Origin of the sequence: Streptomyces sp. Ag82_O1-12, assembly GCF_900182715.1 — a bacterium.
Classification (GTDB): Bacteria; Actinomycetota; Actinomycetes; order Streptomycetales; family Streptomycetaceae; genus Streptomyces; species Streptomyces massasporeus.
In genome coordinates, this window is sequence record NZ_FXUW01000001.1 from 3867786 (window position 1) to 3889515 (window position 21730).

18 protein-coding genes are annotated in these 21730 nt (G+C 73.1%); 11 read left to right on the forward strand and 7 right to left on the reverse strand.

Going from position 1 to position 21730, the window contains the following annotated elements:
* The first annotated feature begins 132 nt into the window (after window positions 1–132).
* Together QOL88_RS17600 and QOL88_RS17605 are read left to right on the forward strand one after the other, a co-directional pair.
* Window positions 133–978 (forward strand): class I SAM-dependent methyltransferase, encoded by an 846-nt coding sequence (locus tag QOL88_RS17600; protein ID WP_097217328.1) that lies wholly within the window; start codon window positions 133–135, stop codon window positions 976–978.
* A gap of 133 nt (window positions 979–1111) precedes the next feature.
* Entirely contained in the window at window positions 1112–3505 is a 2394-nt protein-coding gene (locus tag QOL88_RS17605) for an HAD-IC family P-type ATPase (protein ID WP_097217329.1), read from the forward strand.
* Window positions 3506–3517: 12 nt separating this feature from the next.
* Here QOL88_RS17605 and QOL88_RS17610 read toward each other — a convergent pair whose 3' ends face one another.
* From QOL88_RS17610 to QOL88_RS17620, 3 genes are all read right to left on the reverse strand, one after another.
* Window positions 3518–4426 (reverse strand): hypothetical protein, encoded by a 909-nt coding sequence (locus tag QOL88_RS17610; protein ID WP_097217330.1) that lies wholly within the window; start codon window positions 4424–4426, stop codon window positions 3518–3520.
* Window positions 4427–4619: 193 nt separating this feature from the next.
* On the reverse strand, window positions 4620–7772 hold the full coding sequence (locus QOL88_RS17615) for a sacsin N-terminal ATP-binding-like domain-containing protein (RefSeq protein ID WP_097217331.1): 3153 nt from the start codon (window positions 7770–7772) through the stop codon (window positions 4620–4622).
* Window positions 7773–7954: 182 nt separating this feature from the next.
* A complete protein-coding gene (locus tag QOL88_RS17620) occupies window positions 7955–8881 on the reverse strand; it encodes a DUF3027 domain-containing protein (RefSeq protein WP_097217332.1) in 927 nt (308 codons plus the stop codon).
* A 271-nt stretch (window positions 8882–9152) separates the two neighbouring features.
* On the opposite strand from QOL88_RS17620, the gene QOL88_RS17625 reads away from it, so the two are divergent.
* The 4 genes from QOL88_RS17625 to QOL88_RS17640 all read left to right on the forward strand — a co-directional run bounded on the left by QOL88_RS17625 (window position 9153) and on the right by QOL88_RS17640 (window position 12741).
* The gene (locus QOL88_RS17625; protein ID WP_097217333.1) at window positions 9153–10586 is read left to right on the forward strand and encodes an MFS transporter; all 1434 of its coding nucleotides are present in this window, start codon (window positions 9153–9155) and stop codon (window positions 10584–10586) included.
* A 76-nt stretch (window positions 10587–10662) separates the two neighbouring features.
* On the forward strand, window positions 10663–11136 hold the full coding sequence (locus QOL88_RS17630; RefSeq protein ID WP_179878889.1) for a DUF2771 domain-containing protein: 474 nt from the start codon (window positions 10663–10665) through the stop codon (window positions 11134–11136).
* The gene (locus QOL88_RS17635; protein ID WP_283445925.1) at window positions 11106–11906 is read left to right on the forward strand and encodes a futalosine hydrolase; all 801 of its coding nucleotides are present in this window, start codon (window positions 11106–11108) and stop codon (window positions 11904–11906) included. The genes QOL88_RS17630 and QOL88_RS17635 overlap by 31 nt, the downstream gene beginning before the upstream one ends.
* On the forward strand, window positions 11896–12741 hold the full coding sequence (locus QOL88_RS17640) for a 1,4-dihydroxy-6-naphtoate synthase (protein WP_097217336.1): 846 nt from the start codon (window positions 11896–11898) through the stop codon (window positions 12739–12741). The genes QOL88_RS17635 and QOL88_RS17640 overlap by 11 nt, the downstream gene beginning before the upstream one ends.
* A 17-nt stretch (window positions 12742–12758) precedes the next feature.
* On the opposite strand, the gene QOL88_RS17645 is transcribed toward QOL88_RS17640, so the two are convergent.
* Window positions 12759–13142: a cold-shock protein gene (locus QOL88_RS17645; protein WP_003991106.1), complete on the reverse strand. Its 384-nt coding sequence runs from the start codon at window positions 13140–13142 to the stop codon at window positions 12759–12761.
* Window positions 13143–13305: 163 nt separating this feature from the next.
* Here QOL88_RS17645 and QOL88_RS17650 point away from each other — a divergent pair, with 163 nt between their 5' ends.
* Complete coding sequence (locus QOL88_RS17650) at window positions 13306–13554, forward strand: hypothetical protein (RefSeq protein ID WP_039932946.1); 249 nt, start codon at window positions 13306–13308, stop codon at window positions 13552–13554.
* Here the strand turns inward: QOL88_RS17650 and QOL88_RS17655 are convergent.
* Window positions 13533–14165: an HAD family hydrolase gene (locus QOL88_RS17655; RefSeq protein ID WP_097223053.1), complete on the reverse strand. Its 633-nt coding sequence runs from the start codon at window positions 14163–14165 to the stop codon at window positions 13533–13535. The two genes, QOL88_RS17650 and QOL88_RS17655, sit on opposite strands and share 22 nt — an antisense overlap.
* 81 nt (window positions 14166–14246) lie before the next feature.
* The gene (locus tag QOL88_RS17660; protein WP_097217337.1) at window positions 14247–15236 is read right to left on the reverse strand and encodes a hypothetical protein; all 990 of its coding nucleotides are present in this window, start codon (window positions 15234–15236) and stop codon (window positions 14247–14249) included.
* A 164-nt stretch (window positions 15237–15400) separates the two neighbouring features.
* On the opposite strand from QOL88_RS17660, the gene QOL88_RS17665 reads away from it, so the two are divergent.
* The 3 genes from QOL88_RS17665 to QOL88_RS17675 all read left to right on the forward strand — a co-directional run bounded on the left by QOL88_RS17665 (window position 15401) and on the right by QOL88_RS17675 (window position 18549).
* Window positions 15401–17941, forward strand: a complete 2541-nt coding sequence (locus tag QOL88_RS17665) for a helicase C-terminal domain-containing protein (protein ID WP_097217338.1) — start codon at window positions 15401–15403, stop codon at window positions 17939–17941.
* A 178-nt stretch (window positions 17942–18119) separates the two neighbouring features.
* Window positions 18120–18251: a hypothetical protein gene (locus QOL88_RS17670; RefSeq protein ID WP_257027809.1), complete on the forward strand. Its 132-nt coding sequence runs from the start codon at window positions 18120–18122 to the stop codon at window positions 18249–18251.
* Between the two features lie 109 nt (window positions 18252–18360).
* The gene (locus QOL88_RS17675; protein WP_030849343.1) at window positions 18361–18549 is read left to right on the forward strand and encodes a hypothetical protein; all 189 of its coding nucleotides are present in this window, start codon (window positions 18361–18363) and stop codon (window positions 18547–18549) included.
* Here the strand turns inward: QOL88_RS17675 and istB are convergent.
* Window positions 18527–19774, reverse strand: a complete 1248-nt coding sequence (istB, locus tag QOL88_RS17680; RefSeq protein WP_097217339.1) for an IS21-like element helper ATPase IstB — start codon at window positions 19772–19774, stop codon at window positions 18527–18529. The two genes, QOL88_RS17675 and istB, sit on opposite strands and share 23 nt — an antisense overlap.
* Before the next feature lie 181 nt (window positions 19775–19955).
* Between istB and QOL88_RS17685 the strand changes: the two genes are divergently transcribed.
* The gene (locus QOL88_RS17685) at window positions 19956–21599 is read left to right on the forward strand and encodes a DNA repair helicase XPB (protein WP_097217340.1); all 1644 of its coding nucleotides are present in this window, start codon (window positions 19956–19958) and stop codon (window positions 21597–21599) included.
* Window positions 21600–21730 lie beyond the last annotated feature (131 nt).

Consider the following 21730-nt stretch of genomic DNA (forward strand, 5'->3'; position numbering starts at 1 on the left):
GGGCGAAACACACGCGCACCCGCACTCTCCGACGAGACACCCGCCCGCCCCCTCCCTACGCTCAGGAGAGGGCGGCGCAACGCTCGAAACCGTCGGCGCGAAACCGCCGTCCGACCGGTGAGGAGCGCAGCGATGACGATGCGGAACAGCGTGACCGAGGCCGACCGCGCCCTGAAGACCAAGCACCGGGCGATGTGGGCCCAGGGCAACTACCCCTCCCTGGCCGCCGAGGTCATCCCCGAGCTGGGAGCGGTCCTGGTGGAGGCGTGCGGGGTGCGCTCCGGCGGGCGCGTGCTGGACGTGGCCGCCGGCTCCGGGAACGCCGCGATCCCGGCGGCCCTGGCCGGCGCGGACGTGGTGGCCTCCGACCTGACGCCGGAGCTGTTCGAGGCTGGCCGGGCGGTGGCCGAGAAGCAGGGTGCGCACCTCACCTGGCAGGAGGCCGACGCCGAGGCCCTGCCGTTCGGCGACGCCGAGTTCGACACCGTGCTGTCCTGCGTCGGCGCCATGTTCGCCCCGCACCACCAGCAGACCGCCGATGAACTCGTCCGGGTCTGCCGTCCCGGCGGCACCATCGGGCTGCTGAACTGGACGCCCCAGGGCTTCATCGGCCGGATGTTCGCCGTGATGAAGCCGTACGCGCCCCCGCCCCCGCCCGGAGCGCAGCCGCCCCCGCTGTGGGGGGACGAGGACCATGTGCGCGCCCTTCTCGGCGACCGGGTCACGGACGTCCGCGCCGAGCGCCGCACGGTCCGCGTCGACCGCTTCGAGACGCCCGAGGCGTTCCGCGACTACTTCAAGGAGCGCTACGGCCCGACGATCACCGTCTACAAGCTGATCGCCGACGACCCCGAGCGCACCGCCGCCCTGGACGCCGCCCTGGTCGACCTCGCCCGCGACGGCGACCTGGGCACGGGCTCGGGCGGAACGGCCCTGGAGTGGGAGTACCTGCTGCTCACCGCCCGCCGGGCGGGCTGACATCGGGGCGTGGCACCGGGGTCCGACGGCGTACAACTGCCGTACGACCACGGCACGAAGTCCGTCCTTCCCAGGTCGGATCTTCGCCGCATTCAGCGGGTGAAGCGGCAAATCCGCACGTACCGTCGAATGCATGACGCATCTCGACGCGGGTGCCCGGCCCGACTCCGCGCGGCCGGCGACGGTCACCTCCCGCGAGACCGGCCTGACCGGTGCTCAGGTCGCCGAACGGGTGGAGCGCGGCCAGGTCAACGACGTGCCGGTGCGCAGCAGCCGGTCCACCGCCGAGATCGTCCGTGCGAACGTCTTCACCCGCTTCAACGCGATCATCGGCGTGCTGTGGCTGATCATGCTGGTGGTCGCGCCGATCCAGGACAGCCTGTTCGGGTTCGTGATCCTCGCCAACACCGGCATCGGCATCGTCCAGGAGTGGCGGGCCAAGAAGACGCTGGACTCGCTCGCGCTGATCGGCGAGGTGCGGCCCACCGTACGGCGCGACGGGAGCGCCGCACCGGTCAGCACGTCCGAGATCGTGCTGGACGACCTGATCGAGATCGGGCCCGGGGACAAGGTCGTCGTCGACGGTGTCTGCGTCGAGGCGGACGGGCTGGAGATCGACGAATCGCTGCTCACCGGCGAGGCCGACCCGGTCGTCAAGCACCCCGGCGACCACGTCATGTCGGGCAGCTTCGTGGTGGCGGGCGGCGGGGCCTTCCAGGCGACGAAGGTCGGCCGTGAGGCCTACGCCGCCCAGCTCGCCGAGGAGGCCTCGCGCTTCACCCTCGTCCAGTCCGAGCTGCGGTCGGGCATCTCCACCATCCTCAAGTACGTCACCTGGATGATGGTCCCGACCGCGATCGGGCTGGTCGTCAGCCAGCTGGTCGTGAAGGAGAACGGCTTCGACGACTCCGTCGCCCGCACCGTCGGCGGCATCGTCCCGATGGTCCCCGAGGGGCTGGTCCTGCTCACCTCGGTCGCCTTCGCCATCGGCGTGATCCGCCTGGGCCGCAAGCAGTGCCTGGTGCAGGAGCTGCCCGCGATCGAGGGACTCGCCCGCGTCGACACGGTCTGCCTCGACAAGACCGGCACCCTCACCGAGGGCGGCATGGACGTCACCGAGCTGCGCCCGCTCCAGGGCGCCGACGAGACCTACGTACGGAAGGTGCTCGGCGCGCTCGGCGAGTCGGACCCGCGGCCGAACGCCTCCCTGAAGGCGATCATCGACACCTACCCCGCCGTCGACGGCTGGCGCTGCACCGAGGCCCTGCCGTTCTCCTCCGCCCGCAAGTACAGCGGCGCCGTCTTCAGCGAGGGCGACGGGCAGACCGGCCGGTGGCTGCTGGGCGCACCCGACGTGCTGCTCGCGGACGACGATCCCGCCCTGGCCGAGACCGGGCGGCTGAACGAGCAGGGCCTCCGGGTGCTGCTGCTCGTCCGGGTCGCGCGGGACCTGGACGACCCCGACGTGACGCGGGGAGCGCAGCCCACCGCGCTGGTCGTGCTGGAGCAGCGGCTGCGGCCGGACGCCGCGGACACACTGCGCTACTTCGCCGACCAGAACGTCCGGGCCAAGGTCATCTCCGGCGACAACGCGGTGTCGGTCGGGGCGGTCGCCGCCAAGCTCGGGCTGTCCGGCACCACCGTGGACGCGCGCCGGCTGCCCGCCGAGCAGGACGGCATGGCCGACGCGCTCGACGACGGCACGGTGTTCGGGCGGGTCACCCCGCAGCAGAAGCGGAACATGGTGGGCGCGCTACAGGCCCGCGGGCACACCGTCGCCATGACGGGCGACGGAGTGAATGACGTCCTCGCCCTGAAGGACGCCGACATCGGCGTGGCGATGGGCTCCGGCTCGGAGGCGACCCGGGCGGTCGCGCAGATCGTGCTGCTGAACAACAGCTTCGCGACGCTGCCTTCGGTGGTGGCCGAGGGGCGCCGGGTCATCGGCAACATCACGCGGGTGGCGACGCTGTTCCTCGTCAAGACGGTCTACTCGGTGCTGCTGGCCGTCCTGGTGGTCTGCTCGCAGGTGGAGTACCCGTTCCTGCCGCGCCATCTGACCCTGCTGTCGACACTGACCATCGGCATCCCGGCCTTCTTCCTCGCGCTCGCGCCCAACAAGGAGCGCGCGAAGCCCCATTTCGTACGGCGGGTCATGCGGTACGCGATCCCCGGCGGGGTCGTGGCGGCGGGGGCGACCTTCGCGACGTATCTGCTCGCCCGGGAGCACTACACGGGGGCGGGGGCGCTGGACGCGGAGACCAGCGCGGCGACGCTCACGCTGTTCCTGATCTCGATGTGGGTGCTGGCGATCATCGCCCGGCCCTACACGTGGTGGCGCGTCGCGCTCGTCGCGGCCATGGCCGGGGCGTTCCTGCTGGTGCTGGTCGTGCCGTGGTTGCAGCACTTCTTCGCGCTGAAGCTGGTGGGGGTGACGATGCCGTGGACCGCCGTCGGCATCGCGGCGGTGGCGGCGGCCGCCCTGGAACTCCTGTGGAGGTGGATCGACCGCCGCGTGCCCGCTTAGGGGGCCTCGGTCCTACCGGACGTCGACGAAGTCACCCGTGGCGTTGACCGCCGGGGTGGTCGTGGTGCCCGCGAAGGAGTAGCGGAAGTAGCCGTCCGCCGAGGCCGTGACGGTGGTCTTCAGCTCGCCCGTGGAGTTGGACTTGATGGTCTTCACGGTGGTGTAGGTGCTGGAGCTCTTCTTGCGGTACTGCAGCTTCACCGACTGGTTGGTGTAGCCGTGGTACTTGTTGTCGTCCCAGTTGGCGCGGGACAGCTTGCCGGTGACCGTGATGGTCTTGCCCTTCTTCACCGGCTCGGGCGCGGCGTTGACCGTCAGCTTCGAGTAGCGCTGGAGCTTGAAGGAGTTCGTCGGGTCCTTCACCGCGACACCGACGTTGTCCAGGTTCGGGTCCTCGGGGTCCTCGCCGTTGAACGCGACCGCGAACGCGGCCGCCTTCCAGGAGCCGGCGTCCTCGTTCAGCAGCGCGAACGGGTCGATCTCGACGGTGGCCTTGCAGCTCGCGACGGTCGCGGACGAGTCCGTGCAGGTCGCGTCGTTGCTGTCGAAGAAGAAGTCCGAGTCGTCGAACGAGGCACCGCGGTACAGCTCGACGCCCGCGAAGAAGTCCGCGGCGTGGATGTTCACTTCCTTGCCGTGGGTCAGCGTGAAGGACACGGGGACCTTGACCACGTTGGTGGTGCCCACGGCGATGTTCTTGCCGTTGTTGACCTTGACCGAGGAGAAGGTCGCGTTCAGGGCGATCGGCGCGCCGTCCACGGCACCGACGAAGGCCGAACGGCCGGAGTCGGCGTGGACGACCTCGCTGGCGGCGGCGATGTCGGCGGGAACCTTCGGCTCCGCGGCCTGCGCGGCCGGCACGGCGAGGGCGGAAAGGGCCAGGGCGCCGCTGACGGCGGCCACGGTGGCTCGGATACGCATGCGTTCTCCAGGTGGAGAGGGGCCCCGGTGCTCGTCGTCGGCTCTCGGGGCCCAAGTGATCGTGGAGTCTGTTGACTCAAGTGATCAGATTCCTCAACCAGGCGCATGGTTGTACGACGAGTGAAAAATGTGTGCGGAATTTTTCACGAGCGGTCGCGCGTCGTCGCCGACTCAGTCGCACGTCACCGCCGGCTCAGTCGAACCACCGGTCCCGCGCCAGTTCCTCGGTCCGGGACGGGTCCTCCAGCAGCGCCGCCACCTCGAACCGCCGCGGCCACTGCCCCGCCGCCCAGGCGAGCCCTGCGGCGACGCCCTCCAGGGTGGCGGCGTGCAGGACGCCGTCGTCGGTGAGCCGCCAGTCGATCTCCACGCCGTCGACGACGAGTTCCTCGTGCTCGACGTAGAAGGACGGGGTGTTCCGGCCGAGCAGGACCCGCACCGGCTCGGGCACGTGGTGCTCGGCGCCCTCGGAGGTGACCTCCCCGGTGACGGACTCGCTCAGCCGCCGCACCTGGAACAGTTCGGCCAGATCGGCGGCGCGGGACGGCCGTACGGGAAGCAGCGGGACGCCCTCGGTGAACGGCAGCAGGTCGGGCGAGTCGCACACCACGGCGTCGGCCGCGTCCACGACCTCCACCCGGCCGTCGGTGACGGCCCGCAGGTCGTCCGGCAGGGTCACCTGCTCGGGGTCCAGCTCGGCCAACGACCCGTACAGGGCGTGCAGCTGAGCGCCCGACACCTCACGCTCGGGGTCGGCGAGCCGCTCCAGCAGCTCGGCGGCGCCGCCGGGCTCGTCCAGCAGCGCGGCGACGGACGTCCGCACGCCCAGCGCCCGCAGCACCTGCTCGTCCTCGAACCCGGTCGCGTCGGCCTCGTCGTAGAGCCCGCGCAGCAGCGGGTCGCCGCCGGCGGCCCGCAGTCCGGCCGGGCGGCGGCCGTCGAGCACCGGGTTCCCGCGCAGCCACCAGGCGGTGTACGGCCGGACGACCTCGTGCGTCCCGTCCGGCAGCAGGATCCGCACGGGCTGCACGATGGCGTCCCGGAGCGGCGGCCGGGACAGCAGCGCCAGCGCCTGCGCCCACTTGTCCTCGTCGACGAGGTCCAGATCCCGTACGGCGACGATCTCGGTGGCGACCGGCGGCACCGGGCTGTCCGGGAAACGGTCGAGGATGTCCTCGCACCACACGTCGACGGCGTCCAGCAGACCCGCGTCGTCGGGCTCGGCGAAGTCGCCCTCGCGGGGCTCCAGTTCGTCCGGGTCGAGGACGATGTCGGTGGCGCGGACGATCGCGAAGTTCACCAGGACACCGCAGGCGGCCAGCGGCTGTTCGCCCCACTTGCCCGCCAGCTCGGCGTCCACGGCGGCGAGTTCGCCCTCGCGCATGACCTGCGCGAAGGGGCTGCCGGGGTAGACGAGTTCGCAGGCCGGGGCCGGTTCGCCGTCCTCGTCGGGCAGGGCGAGCGCGCCGAGCCAGGGCTCGTCACCGGGCTCCAGGCCGGCGTCCCGCACGAGCGCGAGCACGGTGTCGGCCAGTTCGTCGGCGTCGAGGACGTCCTCCTCCCAGTTCACACCGCCCTCGTCGTCCAGGGACGCGGCGACGGCGGCCCGGACCTGCGGGGTGGTGAGGACGGCCCGGGGTGTCGCGGGCAGCGCGCCGAGCTTCTCCAGGATCGGGTGGGCGGCGTCCGGGTGGGCGACCTTCAGTCCGAGCCGGGCCAGCACCTCGGGGTCGATCCGGGCGGTCTCCGCGCCGGGCAGCAGGATCTGCCGGGGCCCGATGGCCGTCCGGCCGTCGGCGAGCGGGACCGGGAGCCCCGACAAGCGGTCCGGGTCGATCCCGGCCAGGCTGTCGTAGAGCCGCCGCCACCAGCCGGGTTCCTTCTCCAGCCCGGCGAGGCGGTCGATCGCGTCGGTCAGCGGGACGCGGGCGACGCCCAGGGTCCGCAGCTCGGCGCGGCGCTCAAGACCGGCGGGCAGCAGCGTGGGCAGCACCTCGGCGAGCACCCGCACGGTGTCCGCGCCCGCGCCCTCGACGATCTCGGCGTCCCGGGGCCGCAGGGCCTCGGGCAGGTCGTCGCCCTCGTGGGGAGGGAGGGCGGGCGGCACGACGGCCGGGTGGGCGGGCGGGAGGAACTCGGTGCGCGGCAGCCGGTCCAGGATCGCCTGGCGCAGGGCGCCGTCCAGCTCGCCCTTGCCGAGCGGGCCGGGCACCAGGCCGATGATCCCGGAGGTCACCGGCCGCCAGTCGCCGAGGAGTTCGGCGTAGGCGTCGGCGGCGCGCTGGACGAGGAAGTCGGTCAGCGGGCCGGGGGCGGCGTGCCGGCGGGTGGCGTCCAGCGGGAACGAGGCGATGAGCAGCGCGGGAACGCCGAGGGGTTCGTCGCTCGGGGTGGGGGCGTGCACGACCGCGCTGGTGCGGGGCCGGGCGGGGCTGCCGTCGCTGTCCACGGGGACGGCCCAGGTGACGGACCAGTGGGGCCGCAGCCGCTCCTCGACGGGCCGGTCGGTGAGGAGGTCGGGGGTGAGGGGGCCGTGGGCCGCCGCGGTGCGCCAGTGGGTGACGCCGTGGACCGAGTCGTCGACGACGGTGAAGGCACCGTCGGTGCGGCGGGTGAGGGTCCGCGGGCTCTCCCCGTTGATCTCGACGACGAGCTCTTCGAGTCCGGGGAGGGTGAGCAGCAGGGCGTCGTCGACGGCCCGCAGCAGCCGCTCGGCGAGGTCGGCGGCGGCCGCGTCCCGCAGCGGCAGGATGACGGCGGTGTCATACGGGGCGGGTGCGGTGCCCTCGGCGGCGTACGGGAGGCGCAACAGCGGTACGTGTCCGTCCCGGCGCCGGACCTCGTCCCCGAGGCCGGGGCTGTGCCGGGCGGTCTCGGCGGCCAGTGCCCTGGCCTCGGCGAGCGACCACCGCACACCGCCGTGCCGGCCGACGACGGCGGGCTCGTCGGTGACGGAGAGGACGGCGGCGAAGCCGACACCGAACCGTCCCACGGAGGACGTGTCGCGCGGGTCCCTCTTGGCCGAGGCGCGCAGCGTGGACAGGGACTCCACTCCGGCGGCGTCCAGCGGGGCGCCGGTGTTGGCGGCGACGAGCACCCCGTCGCGCAGGGTGAGCCGCAGCCGTCCCGGCACTGCGGCCCGGGCCGCCGCGTCGGCGGCGTTCTGGGCGAGCTCCACGACGAGCCGGTCCCGGTAGCCGCCGAGGACCAGGTCCTCTTCGGCGTTGGCGTCCTCGCGGAACCGGGCGGGGCTGGTGGCCCAGGCGTCGAGGACACCGCGCCGCAGGCGGGCGGTACCGAACGGATCGGCCCCCTCGGCGGCGGGCCGCACGAACTTGCTGCTCACGTTCCGTTCCTTCTCCTCGTGGACGTGAGGACGAAGGTACCGCCTGAGCAGCATCCACCGTGCGCCCGCCCGGCGCGGGCGGGCGGGGTGCGGGGACCTCGCCGGGCGCGGCCACCGGAGCCGGGCGGCGCGCCGACGACGCGATCGCGCGCCGCGCCCCGGGCCGGGCAGGCCGGCCCTGGCTACGAGTGGCCCAGATCCTCCGTGTCCGCGTCCGCCGTCGGGGTCACCGAGCCGGAGTCCGAGGACGGGCGCAGGGGGAACGGGTCGACCCGGGTCTCGTCGATGACCGGGGCGGCCGGCTGGGGCGGGCGGGGCATGACCGCGGCCTCGGAGTGGCCGCCGCAGCCGTAGGCGAGGGAGACCAGGCGGCCGTCGGCCGGGGAGAACTCGTTGGCGCAGGCGCCGAAGGCCTGGCCGAGGGAGCCGCCGATGGGGACGAGGAAGCCGCAGCTGACGCAGGCGGCGGGGGCCGACTGGGCCATGGGCGTCTTGGGGCCGAACGCCTCCTCCCAGCGGTCGGCCGCGGTGTGCAGGCCGTAGCGGGACAGGACGCGGGCCCGGCGCATGCCCAGTTCCTCGGCGATCGACGGGATCGAACCGCGCAGGGGGGCGACCGTGAAGCCGGACGAGGGGGCCGTGGTGAGGTCCGCGTCCTCCGCCTCCACCAGGTCGGCCATCTCGTGCGACACGGGCACGTTCGGCGCGGGCTCGTCCTCACCCGAGTAGCCCGGCTCCAGCCGCAGGTCCTCGGCGTCGGTGGGCAGCAGGTCGCCCGGCCCCATGTCGCCGGGCCGCAGCCGCTCGCTCCACGGCACCCACTCGGGCGCCAGCACCGCGTCCGGGCCGGGCAGCAGCGCGGCCTCGTCCACCGTGACGATCTTCGCCCGGGACGCCCGGGCCACCGTCACGGCCCAGCGCCAGCCCCGGTACCCGAGCTCCAGGCACTGGAAGAAGTGCGTGACGACGCGGTCTCCCTCGGAGACCAGCCCCACGTGCTCGCCGACGATGCCCGGCGCGGCGGCCTCCTCGGCTGCGGCGCGGGCGAGGTCGACGGCCTCGGCGCACAGACGGTCAGGGGTGCGGCTTCGCGTTGTCGCTGCGCTCACAGGTATCGCTTCTCTCCATACGCCGTCTCACGAGTGCGCCACTCCCAGCGCGGGGGCGGACGGAGCGGACCGGGGGACCGCGTCGACATCCTTCATCCATTTTGCGGGATGGCTGAGATACGCACGCTACCCTTCCGCCCCACTTCGCGTACACCGACGGTCCTGTTGCACCGCCCACCCGCCCCGGACCGCCGCCCCGGACAGTCACCCCACAGGCCCTATACAAGCGGTAATGGCACTACCCACGGCCTTATCGGGGCACTATGACGTCGTGGCAGCCGCGAAGACACCCCCGGGCGCCACCGGGACCGGTGGGTCGAAAGGGGTCAAGGGAAGCAGCCGACTGAACGGACCGGGCCGTCTGGGCGGCTCCTTCCGTGCGGTCGGCCGTGCCCTGCACTTCCCCGTGACCGGCACGGCCCGCGGCATCCGCAAGGCCACCCACGCGCACGGCGCCGGCGAGTCCGGCCTCGGCAAGCTGATCGAACTGCACGGCGTGAACGGCGCCGGCGACGTCATGATCACCGTCGCCCTGGCCTCCACGGTCTTCTTCTCCGTGCCCACCGACGAGGCCCGCGGCCGCGTCGCCCTGTACCTCGCCATCACCATGGCGCCCTTCACCCTCCTCGCGCCCGTCATCGGCCCGCTCCTGGACCGCCTCCCGCACGGCCGCCGTGCCGCGATGGCCGGCGCGATGCTGGCCCGGGCGCTGCTCGCGATCGTCCTGTCCGGCGCGGTCGTCAGCGGCGGCCTGGAGCTGTACCCGGCCGCGCTCGGCGTCCTCGTCTCGTCGAAGGCGTACGGCGTGGTCAGAAGCGCCGTCGTGCCCCGGCTGCTGCCACCGCGCTTCTCCCTGGTGAAGGCCAACTCGCGCGTCACCCTCGGCGGCCTCCTCGCCACCGGCATCGCCGCGCCCATCGGCGCCGGGCTCCAGCAGATCGGGCCGCGCTGGCCGCTCTTCGGTGCCTTCGCGCTGTTCGTCGCGGGGACGATCCTGTCGTTCACGCTGCCGCCGAAGGTCGACTCCGCCAAGGGCGAGGACCGCGCCCTGCTGGCGGCGGACGAGCAGCACCTGCACGGGCCGCACCGGCAGCCCGTCAAACGCCCCGGGCTGCGCACGGTCGGCCCGGCCGTCACCCACGCCCTGGCCGCCAACGCCGTCATCCGCTGTCTGACCGGGTTCCTGATCTTCTTCCTGGCGTTCCTGCTGCGCGAGCACCCGGTCTCCGGTCAGAGCGCCGCCGTCTCCCTGGGGATAGTGGGCGTGTCGGCGGGGGTGGGCAACGCGCTCGGTACGGCCGTCGGGGCGTGGCTGCGGTCCCGGGCGCCGGAGATCATCATCGTGACGGTCGTGGCGTGCGTGGCGGGCGCGGCGATCACCGCGGCGGTGTTCTTCGGCGCGGTGCTGGTGGCCGGTCTGGCCGCGATCGCCGGGTTCGCGCAGGCCCTGGCGAAGCTGTCGCTGGACGCGCTGATCCAGCGGGATGTGCCCGAGAGCGTCCGTACGTCGGCCTTCGCCCGCTCCGAGACGCTGCTTCAGATGTCCTGGGTGCTGGGCGGGGCGGTCGGCATCGCGATGCCGCTCAACGGCACGGCCGGGCTGGCGGTGGGCGCCGCGATCGTCGGCGTCGGGTGGCTGACGACCGTGCGGGGGCTGATCGACTCGGCCCGGCGCGGAGGGCCGGGGCGGGCGCGTGTCGCGTAGGGCCCTTCTGATGGATCTCCGGGGGAGCCGTACCCCGCGTGGGCGGTGCGACCCGCGCGCCCTATAGCCTTCGCCCATGAACACGTTGCAATCCGTTGTGCGACGCCGCCGCGCCGTCGCCGTCGCCGGCGTCGTATCCGCCGGACTGCTCGTCCTGTCGGCCTGTGACAAGCCGACGCCGATCGCCACGGTCACCGTGGGGAGCGACTCGGTGAACTCCGAGGCCACCTGCGGCGGCGAGGGCGGCGCTCTGAAGCCGTCCGACCTCGCCGGGTGCCTGAAGGACAAGGGCATCAAGAGCATCTCCGTCGACCCCGACGAGACGGTGCGCTTCGGTGTCGACCCCGATATCGCCGACAACGGCTGGACGATCCTGATGAACGGTCAGCCGCTGACCGACTCCAGCACGAAGACCTACCGCACGATTCCGGGCAGCGTGTTCTTCAACGCCCAGTACGGCGCGCAGGGCAACTCGACGCTGGTCTCCATCAAGGAAGGCGACAAGGACACCTCCGGGCTCTGGAACTTCAAGCTCAAGAAGGACGCCTGATCGCTGCCGCTGGGCTTGGCCGGGTTCTGGTGGCCACGGCTGTTCCCGTGGAGAGGGACGCTGTGGCCGCGGGCCTGGGCGTGCCCCTGGGGTCCGATGAAGCGATACTCGGCGCTGTCGGCCGTGCCGACCCGTTCCGCCCCAGCGGAACGACTGCCCACGGCGGCGCCGCCGGGTGTTCGTTCGATGTGATCGCCGGCGGCGTGGGGCCCGCGCTCGCCGCCGCCTCCACCGCCTCCGCGCTCACCGCCGCCGCCCTGAAGGGCACGCCCTACGGCCTGGTCGTGTCGGCCGGGATCGGGGGCGGGTTCCAGCCCGGGGCGCCCGTGGGGTCGCTCGTGGTCGCCGACGAGATCGTCGCGGCCGATCTGGGGGCCGAGACCGAGGACGGGTTCCTTCCGGTGACCGAGCTCGGGTTCGGGACCGTCAGGCACGAGCCGCCGGCGGATCTCGTCCGGCGGGTCGCCGAGAGCGCCGGGGCGAGGACCGGGGCCGTGCTCACGGTGTCTACCGTGACCGGGACGGCCGCCCGGGCCGTCGCGCTGCGGGAGCGGCACCCCACCGCCCTCGCCGAGGCCATGGAGGGCTTCGGCGTCGCCGAGGCCGCCGCCGCGCAAGGGGTGCCCGTGCTGGAGATCCGGGCGGTCTCCAACCCCGTCGGGCCGCGTGACCGCGCCGCATGGCGGATCGGCGACGCTCTGGCAGCCTTGACCGAGGGGTTCGGGAAGCTCGCGCCCGTACTGGAGAGTTGGAACCGGCATGACAGTTGAGCTGCAGATCGCGTACTCGCCCTGCCCGAACGACACGTTCGTCTTCGACGCCCTCGCCCACGACCGCGTCCCCGGCGCCCCCGCCCTCGACGTGACCTTCGCCGACATCGACATCACCAACGGCATGGCCGAGCGCGGCGAGTTCGACGTGCTGAAGGTGTCGTACGCCGTGCTGCCCTACGTCCTCGACGACTACGCGCTGCTGCCCTGCGGGGGCGCGCTGGGGCGGGGTTGCGGGCCGCTGGTGCTGACGCGGGAGGCCGATGTCGACCTGAGCGGGCGGACCGTCGCGGTGCCCAGTGAGAAGTCCACGGCCTATCTGCTGTTCCGGCTGTGGGCCGCGGACACCGTGGCGGACGGGGTCGGCGAGATCGTCGTCATGCCGTTCCACGAGATCATGCCGGCCGTGCGGGACGGCAAGGTCGACGCGGGGCTCGTGATCCACGAGGCGCGCTTCACGTACCGGAACTACGGGCTGCACAAGCTCGCCGACATGGGCGAGCACTGGGAGAACACCACGGGGCTGCCGATCCCGCTGGGCGCGATCATCGCCAAGCGGTCGCTGGGCGAGCAGAAGCTGCGGCTGCTGGCCGACTCGATCCGCACGTCCGTGCGCGCCGCCTGGGACGATCCCGAGGCGTCCCGGCCGTACGTCATGGAACACGCCCAGGAGATGGACCCGGCCGTCGCCGACCAGCACATCGGGCTGTACGTCAACGAGTTCACCGCGGACCTCGGCGAGGACGGCTACGCGGCCGTGCGCGGGCTGCTGACACGTGCGGCGGCCGAGGGACTCGTACCGCCCCTCGGCCCGGACGCGCTGCGCTTTCCCTGAGTCCCCTTCCTCGGGCCTCAGACGTCCAGCTGGTCGGCGACCGCGCGCAGCAGGCCGGCGATCTTCTTTCCGGCGGTCTTCTCGGGGTAGCGGCCGCGCTCCAGCATCGGCGTGATGTTCTCCAGGAGGGTCGTCAGGTCCTGGACGATGGAGGCCAGCTCGTCCGGCTTCTTGCGGGTCGCGGCGGCGACGGACGGGGTCGGGTCCAGAATCGCCAGGGACAGCGCCTGGTCGCCGCGCTGCCCGGCGACGACGCCGAACTCCACGCGCTGGCCCGGCTTGAGCGTCTCGACTCCGGCGGGGAGGACCGAGGAATGGACGAAGACGTCGCCGCCGTCGTCGCGGGAGAGAAAGCCGAAGCCCTTCTCGCTGTTGAACCACTTGACCTTGCCGGTAGGCACGTCTGTCCTCGTCCTCGTACTCGTCGGAAAACTGCTTCTGGAAACGGCTCTTGATAGCACTCGGGCGGGTCGTACGACCCGCCGGTACCCAGGCTAATGCTCTTGCAGCCGGTGACAAGACGTCACCCGGTTGTTCCTTCGCGCTGGGAACTACCCTGGTCGGGTGCGTGACAAAACCCAAACGAATTCCGCCGCTCCCGGTGACCGCCTGGTCCGTGCCGGAGCCGTCGTCTTCTTCATCGGCGCCGTGGCCACACTGGTCACGGTGGCCCCGTTGTTCCTAGGGACGACTCCCTTTCCGACGTACATGTTCGGATTGAGCATGCTCATGGCCGTCGGATTCCTGATGGCCGGTGCGGGAGTGCTGCGTTCCGTTGCGGCGGGCCGCCGTCAGGCGCGCGCGGGACGGTAGTCCGAAAGCCACCGCGGGAATTCGGTCAGATCGGTGAGGACGACGTCCGCGCCCGCCGCGCGCAGTTCCGCTTCGGGGCAGGGGCCGGTGGCCACGGCGACCGAGAGCGCCCCGGCGGTCCGGGCGCCGCGGACGTCCCCGACGTGGTCGCCGACGTAGACGCCCGCGTCGTGCTCGCGCAGGGCCTCCGCCTTCTGCTCGGCCCACAGGTCGCCGATGACGGCGTCGGGCTCGATGCCGAGGTGGGCGAGGTGCAGCTTGGCGTTGGGCTCGTACTTGGCGGTGACGACTATCGCGCGTCCGCCGGCCTCCCGGACGGCCGCGATGGCCTCCGGGGCGCCGGTCATCGCCGGGCTCGCGGTGATGGCGATGGTCGGGTACATCGCGCGGTACAGGTCCGCCATGGCCGGGATCTCCTCGGCCGGGAACCAGTTGATCAGCTCCTCGGCCAGCGGCGGCCCGAGCCTCGTGACCGCCAGGTCGGCGTCGATGTACGCCCCCGTCCGCTCGGACAGCGCCTGGTAGCAGGCGCGGATGCCGGGCCGGGAGTCGATGAGGGTCATGTCGAGGTCGAAGCCGACGGTGAGCGCGGGCGGGGTCATGAAGGCCATATGGGCCATTGTGCCCAGAGGGTGTGAACGGCAGGCGTCCGGCTGTGGTGGCCCTGCGTGTATTGCCCCGGAGCGTTGTTCCTAGCGCGAGCGCTGTGAGCGCCACACCAGGAACAGGGCCGACGCCACCGCCGCGCCCCTGACCACCCACGGCCAGGTCTCCGCCACCGCGGCGTTCATGTGGCCGTCGGCGATCGGGTCGCCCCAGCGGCCGTTCATCCGGCCCCACAGCCAGACCAGGCCCCCCACCACGGAGAGGCTCGGCAGGATGACGACCGCCCACTTCGTCTCGGCCTGGGTGAGGCGGCGGGAGGCGTAGGCGATGAGCCAGCCGAGCAGGAGGACGAACCAGTTGCCGAGCACGGCACCGGCGACGAGGAGGCCCGCGGCGATCAGGAGGAGCGGGTTGCTCCAGTTCGTGCTGGGCAGGCGCGGGAGCCGGCGGCGGCTGCCCTTCTCGGTCACCCCGGCCGTCTCGACGACCGGGGCGGTGGCCTCGGCGTCCGGCTTCTCCTTCTCCGGCTTGCGCGGTGCCGGCGGCTTCAGCAGGTCCGGCACCTCCACGCCGCCCACGAACCCCGGCACCTCGTCGCCGACGCCGAAGGGGCTGCTGTCCACCCGCCACCAGTCCGGCTGGAGCGCGCTGTCGCCGAGCTCGTGCCTCGCGGCCAGGTGCGGCGGGGCCGGGCCGTCGGAGGGGGCGGGGTGCGGCTCCTCAGCGGACCGGGCCGGCCGGGGGCGCGGTACGACGCGCCGCATGACGCCCTTCGCCCGCTCCTCCGGCTCGGCCTCGCGCTGCACGGGGACGGAGGCGGTGGCGGCGCCGTGCGGCTCACCGCCCGTACCGTCCGCCGCCGCGGTCACGACGTCGTCGGGGCTGCCCAGGCGGGTCAGGATGCGGCGGACGGCGGCCGGCGAGTCGACGGTGGCCTTGGCGCGGCGCTTGTCGATCTCGTTGCGCAGGTCCGCGACCAGACGCATACGGGTGGCCGACGACAACTGCCGCTGCTGGGCCACGTCGCCGACGCGGCTCAGATACTCGTAAACGACCTGGTCGCTCTCAATCCCCACGAAGTCCCCTCCGGGGCGGGTGCGTTGCGTGACGCCGTCGCACGACGGTACCGCGAGTGCCCACGAAGCGGCCAAAACCCCGTCCCGCGTTCGGGGAGGTAGCCCCGGCCGCGGCCCCGCACAGTCGGCCCGGCCGCCGGGGCCGACCCGCTACCGTGGACCGGATGAGCACCGAGGACAGGCCCCCGGCCCCCCGCTCCCTCGCGGAAGCGCTCCGCGCGCGGGGCGACGCTTCGCTGGGCGCGCTCCTGCGCAGCCGCCCGGATCTCATCACGCCCGTCCCCACCGACCTCACCCAGCTCGCGACCCGGGCCGGCACCCGCGCCTCGGTCGTGCGGGCGCTGGAGCGGCTGGATCGGTTCACGCTCCAGACGGCGGAGGCGCTGGCCGTGGCGGCGGACCCGGCGGCGTACGGCGAACTGCTCGGGCTCATGGCCGGGGACGACGCGGACCCGGCCGTCGTAGCCGCGCTGCCGCACGCACTGGACCTGCTGCGCGAGCAGGCCCTGGTGTGGGGCGACGACGACCGGCTGCGGCTGGTGCGCACGGCGCGTGAGCTGCTGGCGCCCTCGCCGCAGCACCCCTCGCCGACCGGGCTCGGCCCGACGGTCCAGGAGGCCACCGCCGGGATGTCCCCGGGCCGGATCCAGGACATCGTCACGACCGCCGGGCTCGCCTCGACGCACGACTCGGTCTCCGCGGTGACCGCCCTGGCCGGCCTGTTCACGGACCGGGCCCGGATGGCCGCGCTGCTCGCCGACGCCCCGGCCGACTCCCTCGACGTGCTGGAACGCCTGGTGTGGGGGCCGCCGTACGGGCAGGTCACGGCCGATCCGGCGCCTCGGCTGCGCTGGCTGCTGGACCGCGGACTGCTGCTGCCGACGGCCCCCGGGACGGTCGTCCTGCCGCGGGAGGTCGCCCTGCATCTGCGGCGGGGTCTGGCGCATCGGGCGCCCGAGCCCGTTCCGCCGGTCGTGGAGACGGCGACCGTTCACCGTCCACAGGTTGTGGACAGCGCGGCGGCCGGACAGGCGTACACCACGCTCGCGACCGTCGAGGAGCTGCTGAAGGACTGGGACGAGGGCGGGCCCGCGGTGCTGCGGGCCGGTGGGCTCAGCGTGCGTGATCTGAAGCGGACCGCCGTCGCGCTCGACGTGCCCGAGCCGGTCGCCGCGTTCTGGGTGGAACTGGCGTACGCGGCGGGCCTGATCGCCTCGGACGGCGAGGCCGACGAGCGGTACGCGGCGACCCCGGCGTACGACGAGTGGCTGGAACTGCCCGCCGCCGAGCGCTGGTCGCGGCTGGTCACGGCCTGGCTCACGGCGACCCGCACGGCCGGTCTGGTGGGCGGGCGGGACGGGAAGGACCGTACGTTGTCGGCGCTCGGGCCGGGCCTGGACCGCTCGGCCGCGCCGGAGGTACGGCACCGGGTGCTGGCGCTGCTGGCCGGGCTGCCGGAGGGCACCGCGCCGACCGCCGGGTCGGTGCTGGCCCGGCTGCGCTGGGAGCGGCCCCTGCGCGGCGACCGGCGCGAGGACGATCTGCGCGGCCGGCTCGCCGAGTGGGCGCTGTCCGAGGCGGAGCTGCTGGGCGTCACGGGCCGGGGCGCGCTGTCGGCGCAGGGCCGGGCCCTGCTGGGCGCGCCCGCGGCTCCCGCGCCCGGCCCGGAAGCGGAACCCTCCGGGCCGGGGGACAAGCTGCCCGTCCACCACCATCACCGCACCACCCCGCTCACCGCCCTCTCCCCCGCCGAACAGGCCGTGGCCTCCGCCGCCGCGGCCCGGCTGCTCGCGCCGCTGCTGCCCGAGCCGCTGGACCACGTGCTGCTCCAGGCCGACCTGACGGCGGTGGCGCCCGGCCCTCTGCAACGGCCGCTCGCGGACATGCTGGGCGTGCTGGCGGACGTCGAGTCCAAGGGCGGGGCGACGGTCTACCGGTTCACGCCCGGCTCGGTGCGGCGGGCGCTGGACGCCGGGCAGGCCGCCTCCGACCTGCACGCCTTCCTCGCCGCGCACTCCCGCACCCCGGTGCCGCAGCCGCTCGCGTACCTGATCGACGACGTGGCCCGCCGGCACGGCCACCTCCGGGTCGGCGCGGCCTCGGCGTACGTGCGCTGCGACGACGACGCGGTGCTCAGCGAGATCCTCGCCGACAAGCGGGCCGCCGGGCTGGGGCTGCGCCGGCTCGCCCCGACCGTGCTGGCCGCGCAGGCCGATCCGGCCGGGCTTCTGGAAGGCCTGCGGGCGATGGGGTTCGCGCCGGCCGCCGAGTCCGCCGAGGGCGATGTGCTGATCACCCGCGCCCTGGCCCACCGCACCCCGCCGCGCACCGCGCCCGAGCCGGTCCCGGACGGCCCGCCGGTCCCCGACGACACCCTCCTCGCGGCCGCGCTGCGCGCCATCCGGGCCGGCGACCTCGCCTCCACCACCCCCCGCAAGCCGGGCTCCGCCCCGGCGGCCAACGGCGAACTGCCCCGCACCGGTGCCGCCGAGACCCTCGCCACCATGCAGGCCGCCGTCCTCACCGGCGAGGCCCTGTGGATCGGCTACGTCAACGCCGAGGGCGCCGCCAGCCAGCGGGTCGTCGCCCCGATCCGCGTCGAGGGCGGCTTCGTCACGGCGTACGACCACACCGCGGACGAGGTCCGCACGTATCCGCTGCACCGGATCACCGGGGTGGCGGAGCTCGCCGACGACGCGGGCTGACGACCGCGCTGACGAAGACGTGGGGGCCGTCACCCGTTCGGGTGCGGACGGGCGTTCATGCACGCCACGCCGGGGATTTCCCACGCTCGGGCGACCTTCCCGGGCGTGCCGCATCACGCCCTGCGCGCGGGGGCAGCCACCGGGTGTCCTGTGAGCTCCGCCGAAAGGAAGTCCGCGCATGCGCGCTGTCCGCCGAGTCGCCGCCGTCCTCGTCACCGCCGCCCTGATGACGTTCGGGGGGCTCGCCACCCCGGCCTCCGCGGTGAGCATCGACGTCGCCGGTCTCGTCCTCGAGACACCGCAGATCTGATCGCTTCCGCGCGCTCCGCGTGCCGGTCCGGGCGTCCCCCCGGGCCGGCACGCGGCGGTGCGGTGTCGCCGTCCCCCGATGTCAGTCTCCGAAAGGCCCTGCCGTTCCCATGCGTGAGAACCTGCCCGCCGCCGCTCTCTGTGCCGTCGCGCTCGTGGGGGCGCTCGCACCCTCCGCCGCCGCGGCCCCCGCGCTGCCGCTGCCCCTGCCGGTCGCCGCCCTGGAGCCGCTGGTCACCGAAGGGGTCACCGTCGAAGGCCCGCTGGTCCAGAACGTCAGTCTGCCCACGCTGAAGTAGCGCGGCGGGTCCGGTAGCTGTCGCCGTCCAGCCGCACGAGGTCGGCGTGATGGGCGAGCCGGTCCGTCAGCGCCGGGGCGGACGGGCCGAAGACCTCGTCCCAGCGGCCGAGCGGCCGGTCGCTGGTCACGATCAGCGAGGCCCGCTCGTAGCGGTGGGCGATGAGCTGGAAGAACAGGCCCGCCGTCGCCGGGTCGAGGGGCGTGTAGCCGACCTCGTCGACGATCAGGAGGGGGTGATCGTCGAGCGCGGTCAGCTCGGCGTCGAGCCGGCCGGCGGCCCGGGCGTCCGCGAGCCGGGCGGCCCACTCGGCGGCGGTCGCGAACAGCACCCGGTGCCCGGCCTGGCAGGCGCGGACGCCCAGGGCGACGGCCAGGTGGGTCTTGCCGGTGCCGGGCGGGCCGACGAAGACGACGTTGCGCCGGGCGGTGACGAAATCCGCCTTGCCGAGCCGCGCCACGGCCTCCCGGTCGAAGCCCCGGGGGTGCTGCTCGTCGAAGTCCTCCAGCAGCTTGCGCGCGGGGAACCCGGCGGCGCGGATCCGGGCGTCGGCGTCGGCGTCCGCGTCGGTCTGCCGTGGGAGGGAGGGCGTGGTGGCCGGAGTCTCGGGGTCCGGCTTCTCCTGCCGCCGCTCCCCGCGCTCGTGTTCCTGTGGGCGGGCGGCCGGGGCCGGTGTGGCCGGTGAACGGTCGGCGTGGGCGCGGTCCGTGTGGGCGACCATCGGGCCCGACATGTAGGCGAGGATCGCCGCCGAGGCGATGAACGCCATGTGGATCACCGTCCCCCACAGCAGGGCGTGGTGGGAGGTGTGGTGGACGTCCACGAACATCTGGAGCAGGTGCACGGAGGAGATGCCCACGATCGCCGTGGCGAGCTTGACCTTCAGTACGTTGGAATTGACGTGTGAGAGCCATTCGGGCTGGTCACGGTGGCCCTGGAGGCCGATGCGCGAGACGAACGTCTCGTAGCCGCCGACGATCACCATGATCAGCAGGTTGGCGATCATGACGACGTCGACCAGCTTGAGCACCGCGAGCATCACGTACGTCTCGGTGGCGTGCCCGCTGACGCACATCAGGATCAAGGTCCACAGCTCCTTGAAGAACTTGTAGACGTAGACGCCCTGGGCGGCCACCAGCCCGAAGTACAGCGGGGCCTGGAGCCAGCGGGTGGCGAACAGGGCGTATCCGAACGTGGTGGTCGTCGGGTTCTGCACCTGCGCCATTCTTCGGGGCCGCGATGGAAAAACTGAATTCACACCACACGTTGGGATGAATAGGCATTCAGTACGACCGGACGCGCAGATCACACCACCCGCCCCGGTCGATCAGGCACACTGGACGTTTGGCCGAGGCGTCGCGCTGTCGAGCCGTCCGAGTCCTTTGGCCACAGAAAGGGTGCCGCGCGTGAATGGTCCGCTGATCGTCCAGTCCGACAAGACCCTGCTCCTGGAAGTCGACCACGAGCAGGCCGACGACTGCCGCCGGTCCATCGCCCCGTTCGCGGAGCTGGAGCGGGCGCCGGAGCACATCCACACCTACCGCGTGACCCCGCTGGGCCTGTGGAACGCCCGCGCGGCGGGTCATGACGCCGAGCAGGTCGTGGACGCGCTCGTGCAGTACAGCCGCTACCCCGTGCCGCACGCGCTGCTCGTCGACATCGCCGAGACGATGGACCGCTACGGCCGTCTCACGCTGTCCAAGCACCCGGCGCACGGCCTGGTGCTGACCACCACCGACCGCCCGGTGCTGGAGGAGATCCTCCGGTCGAAGCGGATCACGCCCCTGGTGGGCGCCCGCATCGACCCGGACACGGTCGTGGTGCACCCCTCCGAGCGCGGGCAGATCAAGCAGACGCTGCTGAAGCTGGGCTGGCCGGCCGAGGACCTCGCCGGGTACGTCGACGGCGAGGCGCACGAGATCGAGCTGGCCGAGGACGGCTGGGCGCTCCGGCCGTACCAGAAGCAGGCCGTGGAGAACTTCTGGCACGGCGGGTCGGGTGTCGTCGTCCTGCCCTGCGGCGCCGGGAAGACGCTGGTCGGGGCCGGGTCGATGGCCCAGGCGAAGTCGACCACGCTCATCCTCGTCACGAACACCGTCTCGGCGCGGCAGTGGAAGCACGAGCTGGTGAAGCGGACCTCGCTCACCGAGGAGGAGATCGGCGAGTACAGCGGGACCCGCAAGGAGATCCGGCCGGTCACCATCGCGACCTACCAGGTGCTGACGACCCGGCGGAAGGGCGTCTACCCGCACCTGGAGCTGTTCGACTCGCGGGACTGGGGGCTGATCGTCTACGACGAGGTGCACCTGCTGCCCGCGCCGGTCTTCAAGTTCACCGCCGACCTCCAGGCGCGGCGGCGGCTCGGCCTGACCGCCACCCTGGTGCGCGAGGACGGCCGGGAGTCGGACGTGTTCTCCCTGATCGGTCCCAAGCGGTTCGACGCGCCGTGGAAGGAGATCGAGGCGCAGGGCTACATCGCGCCCGCCGACTGCGTCGAGGTCCGGGTCAATCTGACGGACGCCGAGCGGCTCGCGTACGCCACGGCCGAGGCGGAGGAGAAGTACCGCTTCTGCGCGACGACGGCGACCAAGCGGAAGGTCACGGAGGCCATCGTCCGCCGCTTCGCCGGGCAGCAGATCCTCGTCATCGGTCAGTACATCGACCAGCTCGACGAGCTGGGTGAGCACCTCGGGGCGCCCGTGATCAAGGGCGAGACGTCGAACGCGCAGCGGGAGAAGCTCTTCGACGCCTTCCGCGAGGGCGAGATCAGCGTGCTCGTCGTGTCCAAGGTCGCGAACTTCTCGATCGACCTGCCGGAGGCGACGGTCGCCATCCAGGTCTCGGGCACCTTCGGCTCCCGGCAGGAGGAGGCCCAGCGCCTCGGCCGGGTCCTGCGCCCCAAGTCCGACGGCCACCAGGCGCACTTCTACTCGGTGGTCGCCCGGGACACGATCGACCAGGACTTCGCCGCCCACCGCCAGCGGTTCCTGGCGGAGCAGGGGTACGCGTACCGGATCATGGACGCGGACGAGCTGCTGGCGGAGAGCTGACGGTGGGGCCCGGTCCGCCCGCTCGCGGCGGACCAGGCCTCCTCACATGGGCGGGCCATGCCTCCTCGCGTGCGGCGGGCCATGCCTCCTCGCGTGCGGCGGGCCATGCCTCCTCGCGTGCGGCGGACCAG

Bases quoted from the DNA above. Each gene is read 5' to 3' on its own strand.
- QOL88_RS17600 (WP_097217328.1), top strand. From the start codon at position 133: ATGACGATGCGGAACAGCGTGACCGAGGCCGACCGCGCCCTGAAGACC.
- QOL88_RS17605 (WP_097217329.1), top strand. From the start codon at position 1,112: ATGACGCATCTCGACGCGGGTGCCCGGCCCGACTCCGCGCGGCCGGCG.
- QOL88_RS17610 (WP_097217330.1), bottom strand. From the start codon at position 4,426: ATGCGTATCCGAGCCACCGTGGCCGCCGTCAGCGGCGCCCTGGCCCTT.
- QOL88_RS17630 (WP_179878889.1), top strand. From the start codon at position 10,663: ATGAACACGTTGCAATCCGTTGTGCGACGCCGCCGCGCCGTCGCCGTC.
- QOL88_RS17640 (WP_097217336.1), top strand. From the start codon at position 11,896: ATGACAGTTGAGCTGCAGATCGCGTACTCGCCCTGCCCGAACGACACG.
- QOL88_RS17655 (WP_097223053.1), bottom strand. From the start codon at position 14,165: ATGGCCTTCATGACCCCGCCCGCGCTCACCGTCGGCTTCGACCTCGAC.
- QOL88_RS17665 (WP_097217338.1), top strand. From the start codon at position 15,401: ATGAGCACCGAGGACAGGCCCCCGGCCCCCCGCTCCCTCGCGGAAGCG.
- QOL88_RS17670 (WP_257027809.1), top strand. From the start codon at position 18,120: ATGCGCGCTGTCCGCCGAGTCGCCGCCGTCCTCGTCACCGCCGCCCTG.
- QOL88_RS17675 (WP_030849343.1), top strand. From the start codon at position 18,361: ATGCGTGAGAACCTGCCCGCCGCCGCTCTCTGTGCCGTCGCGCTCGTG.
- istB (WP_097217339.1), bottom strand. From the start codon at position 19,774: ATGGCGCAGGTGCAGAACCCGACGACCACCACGTTCGGATACGCCCTG.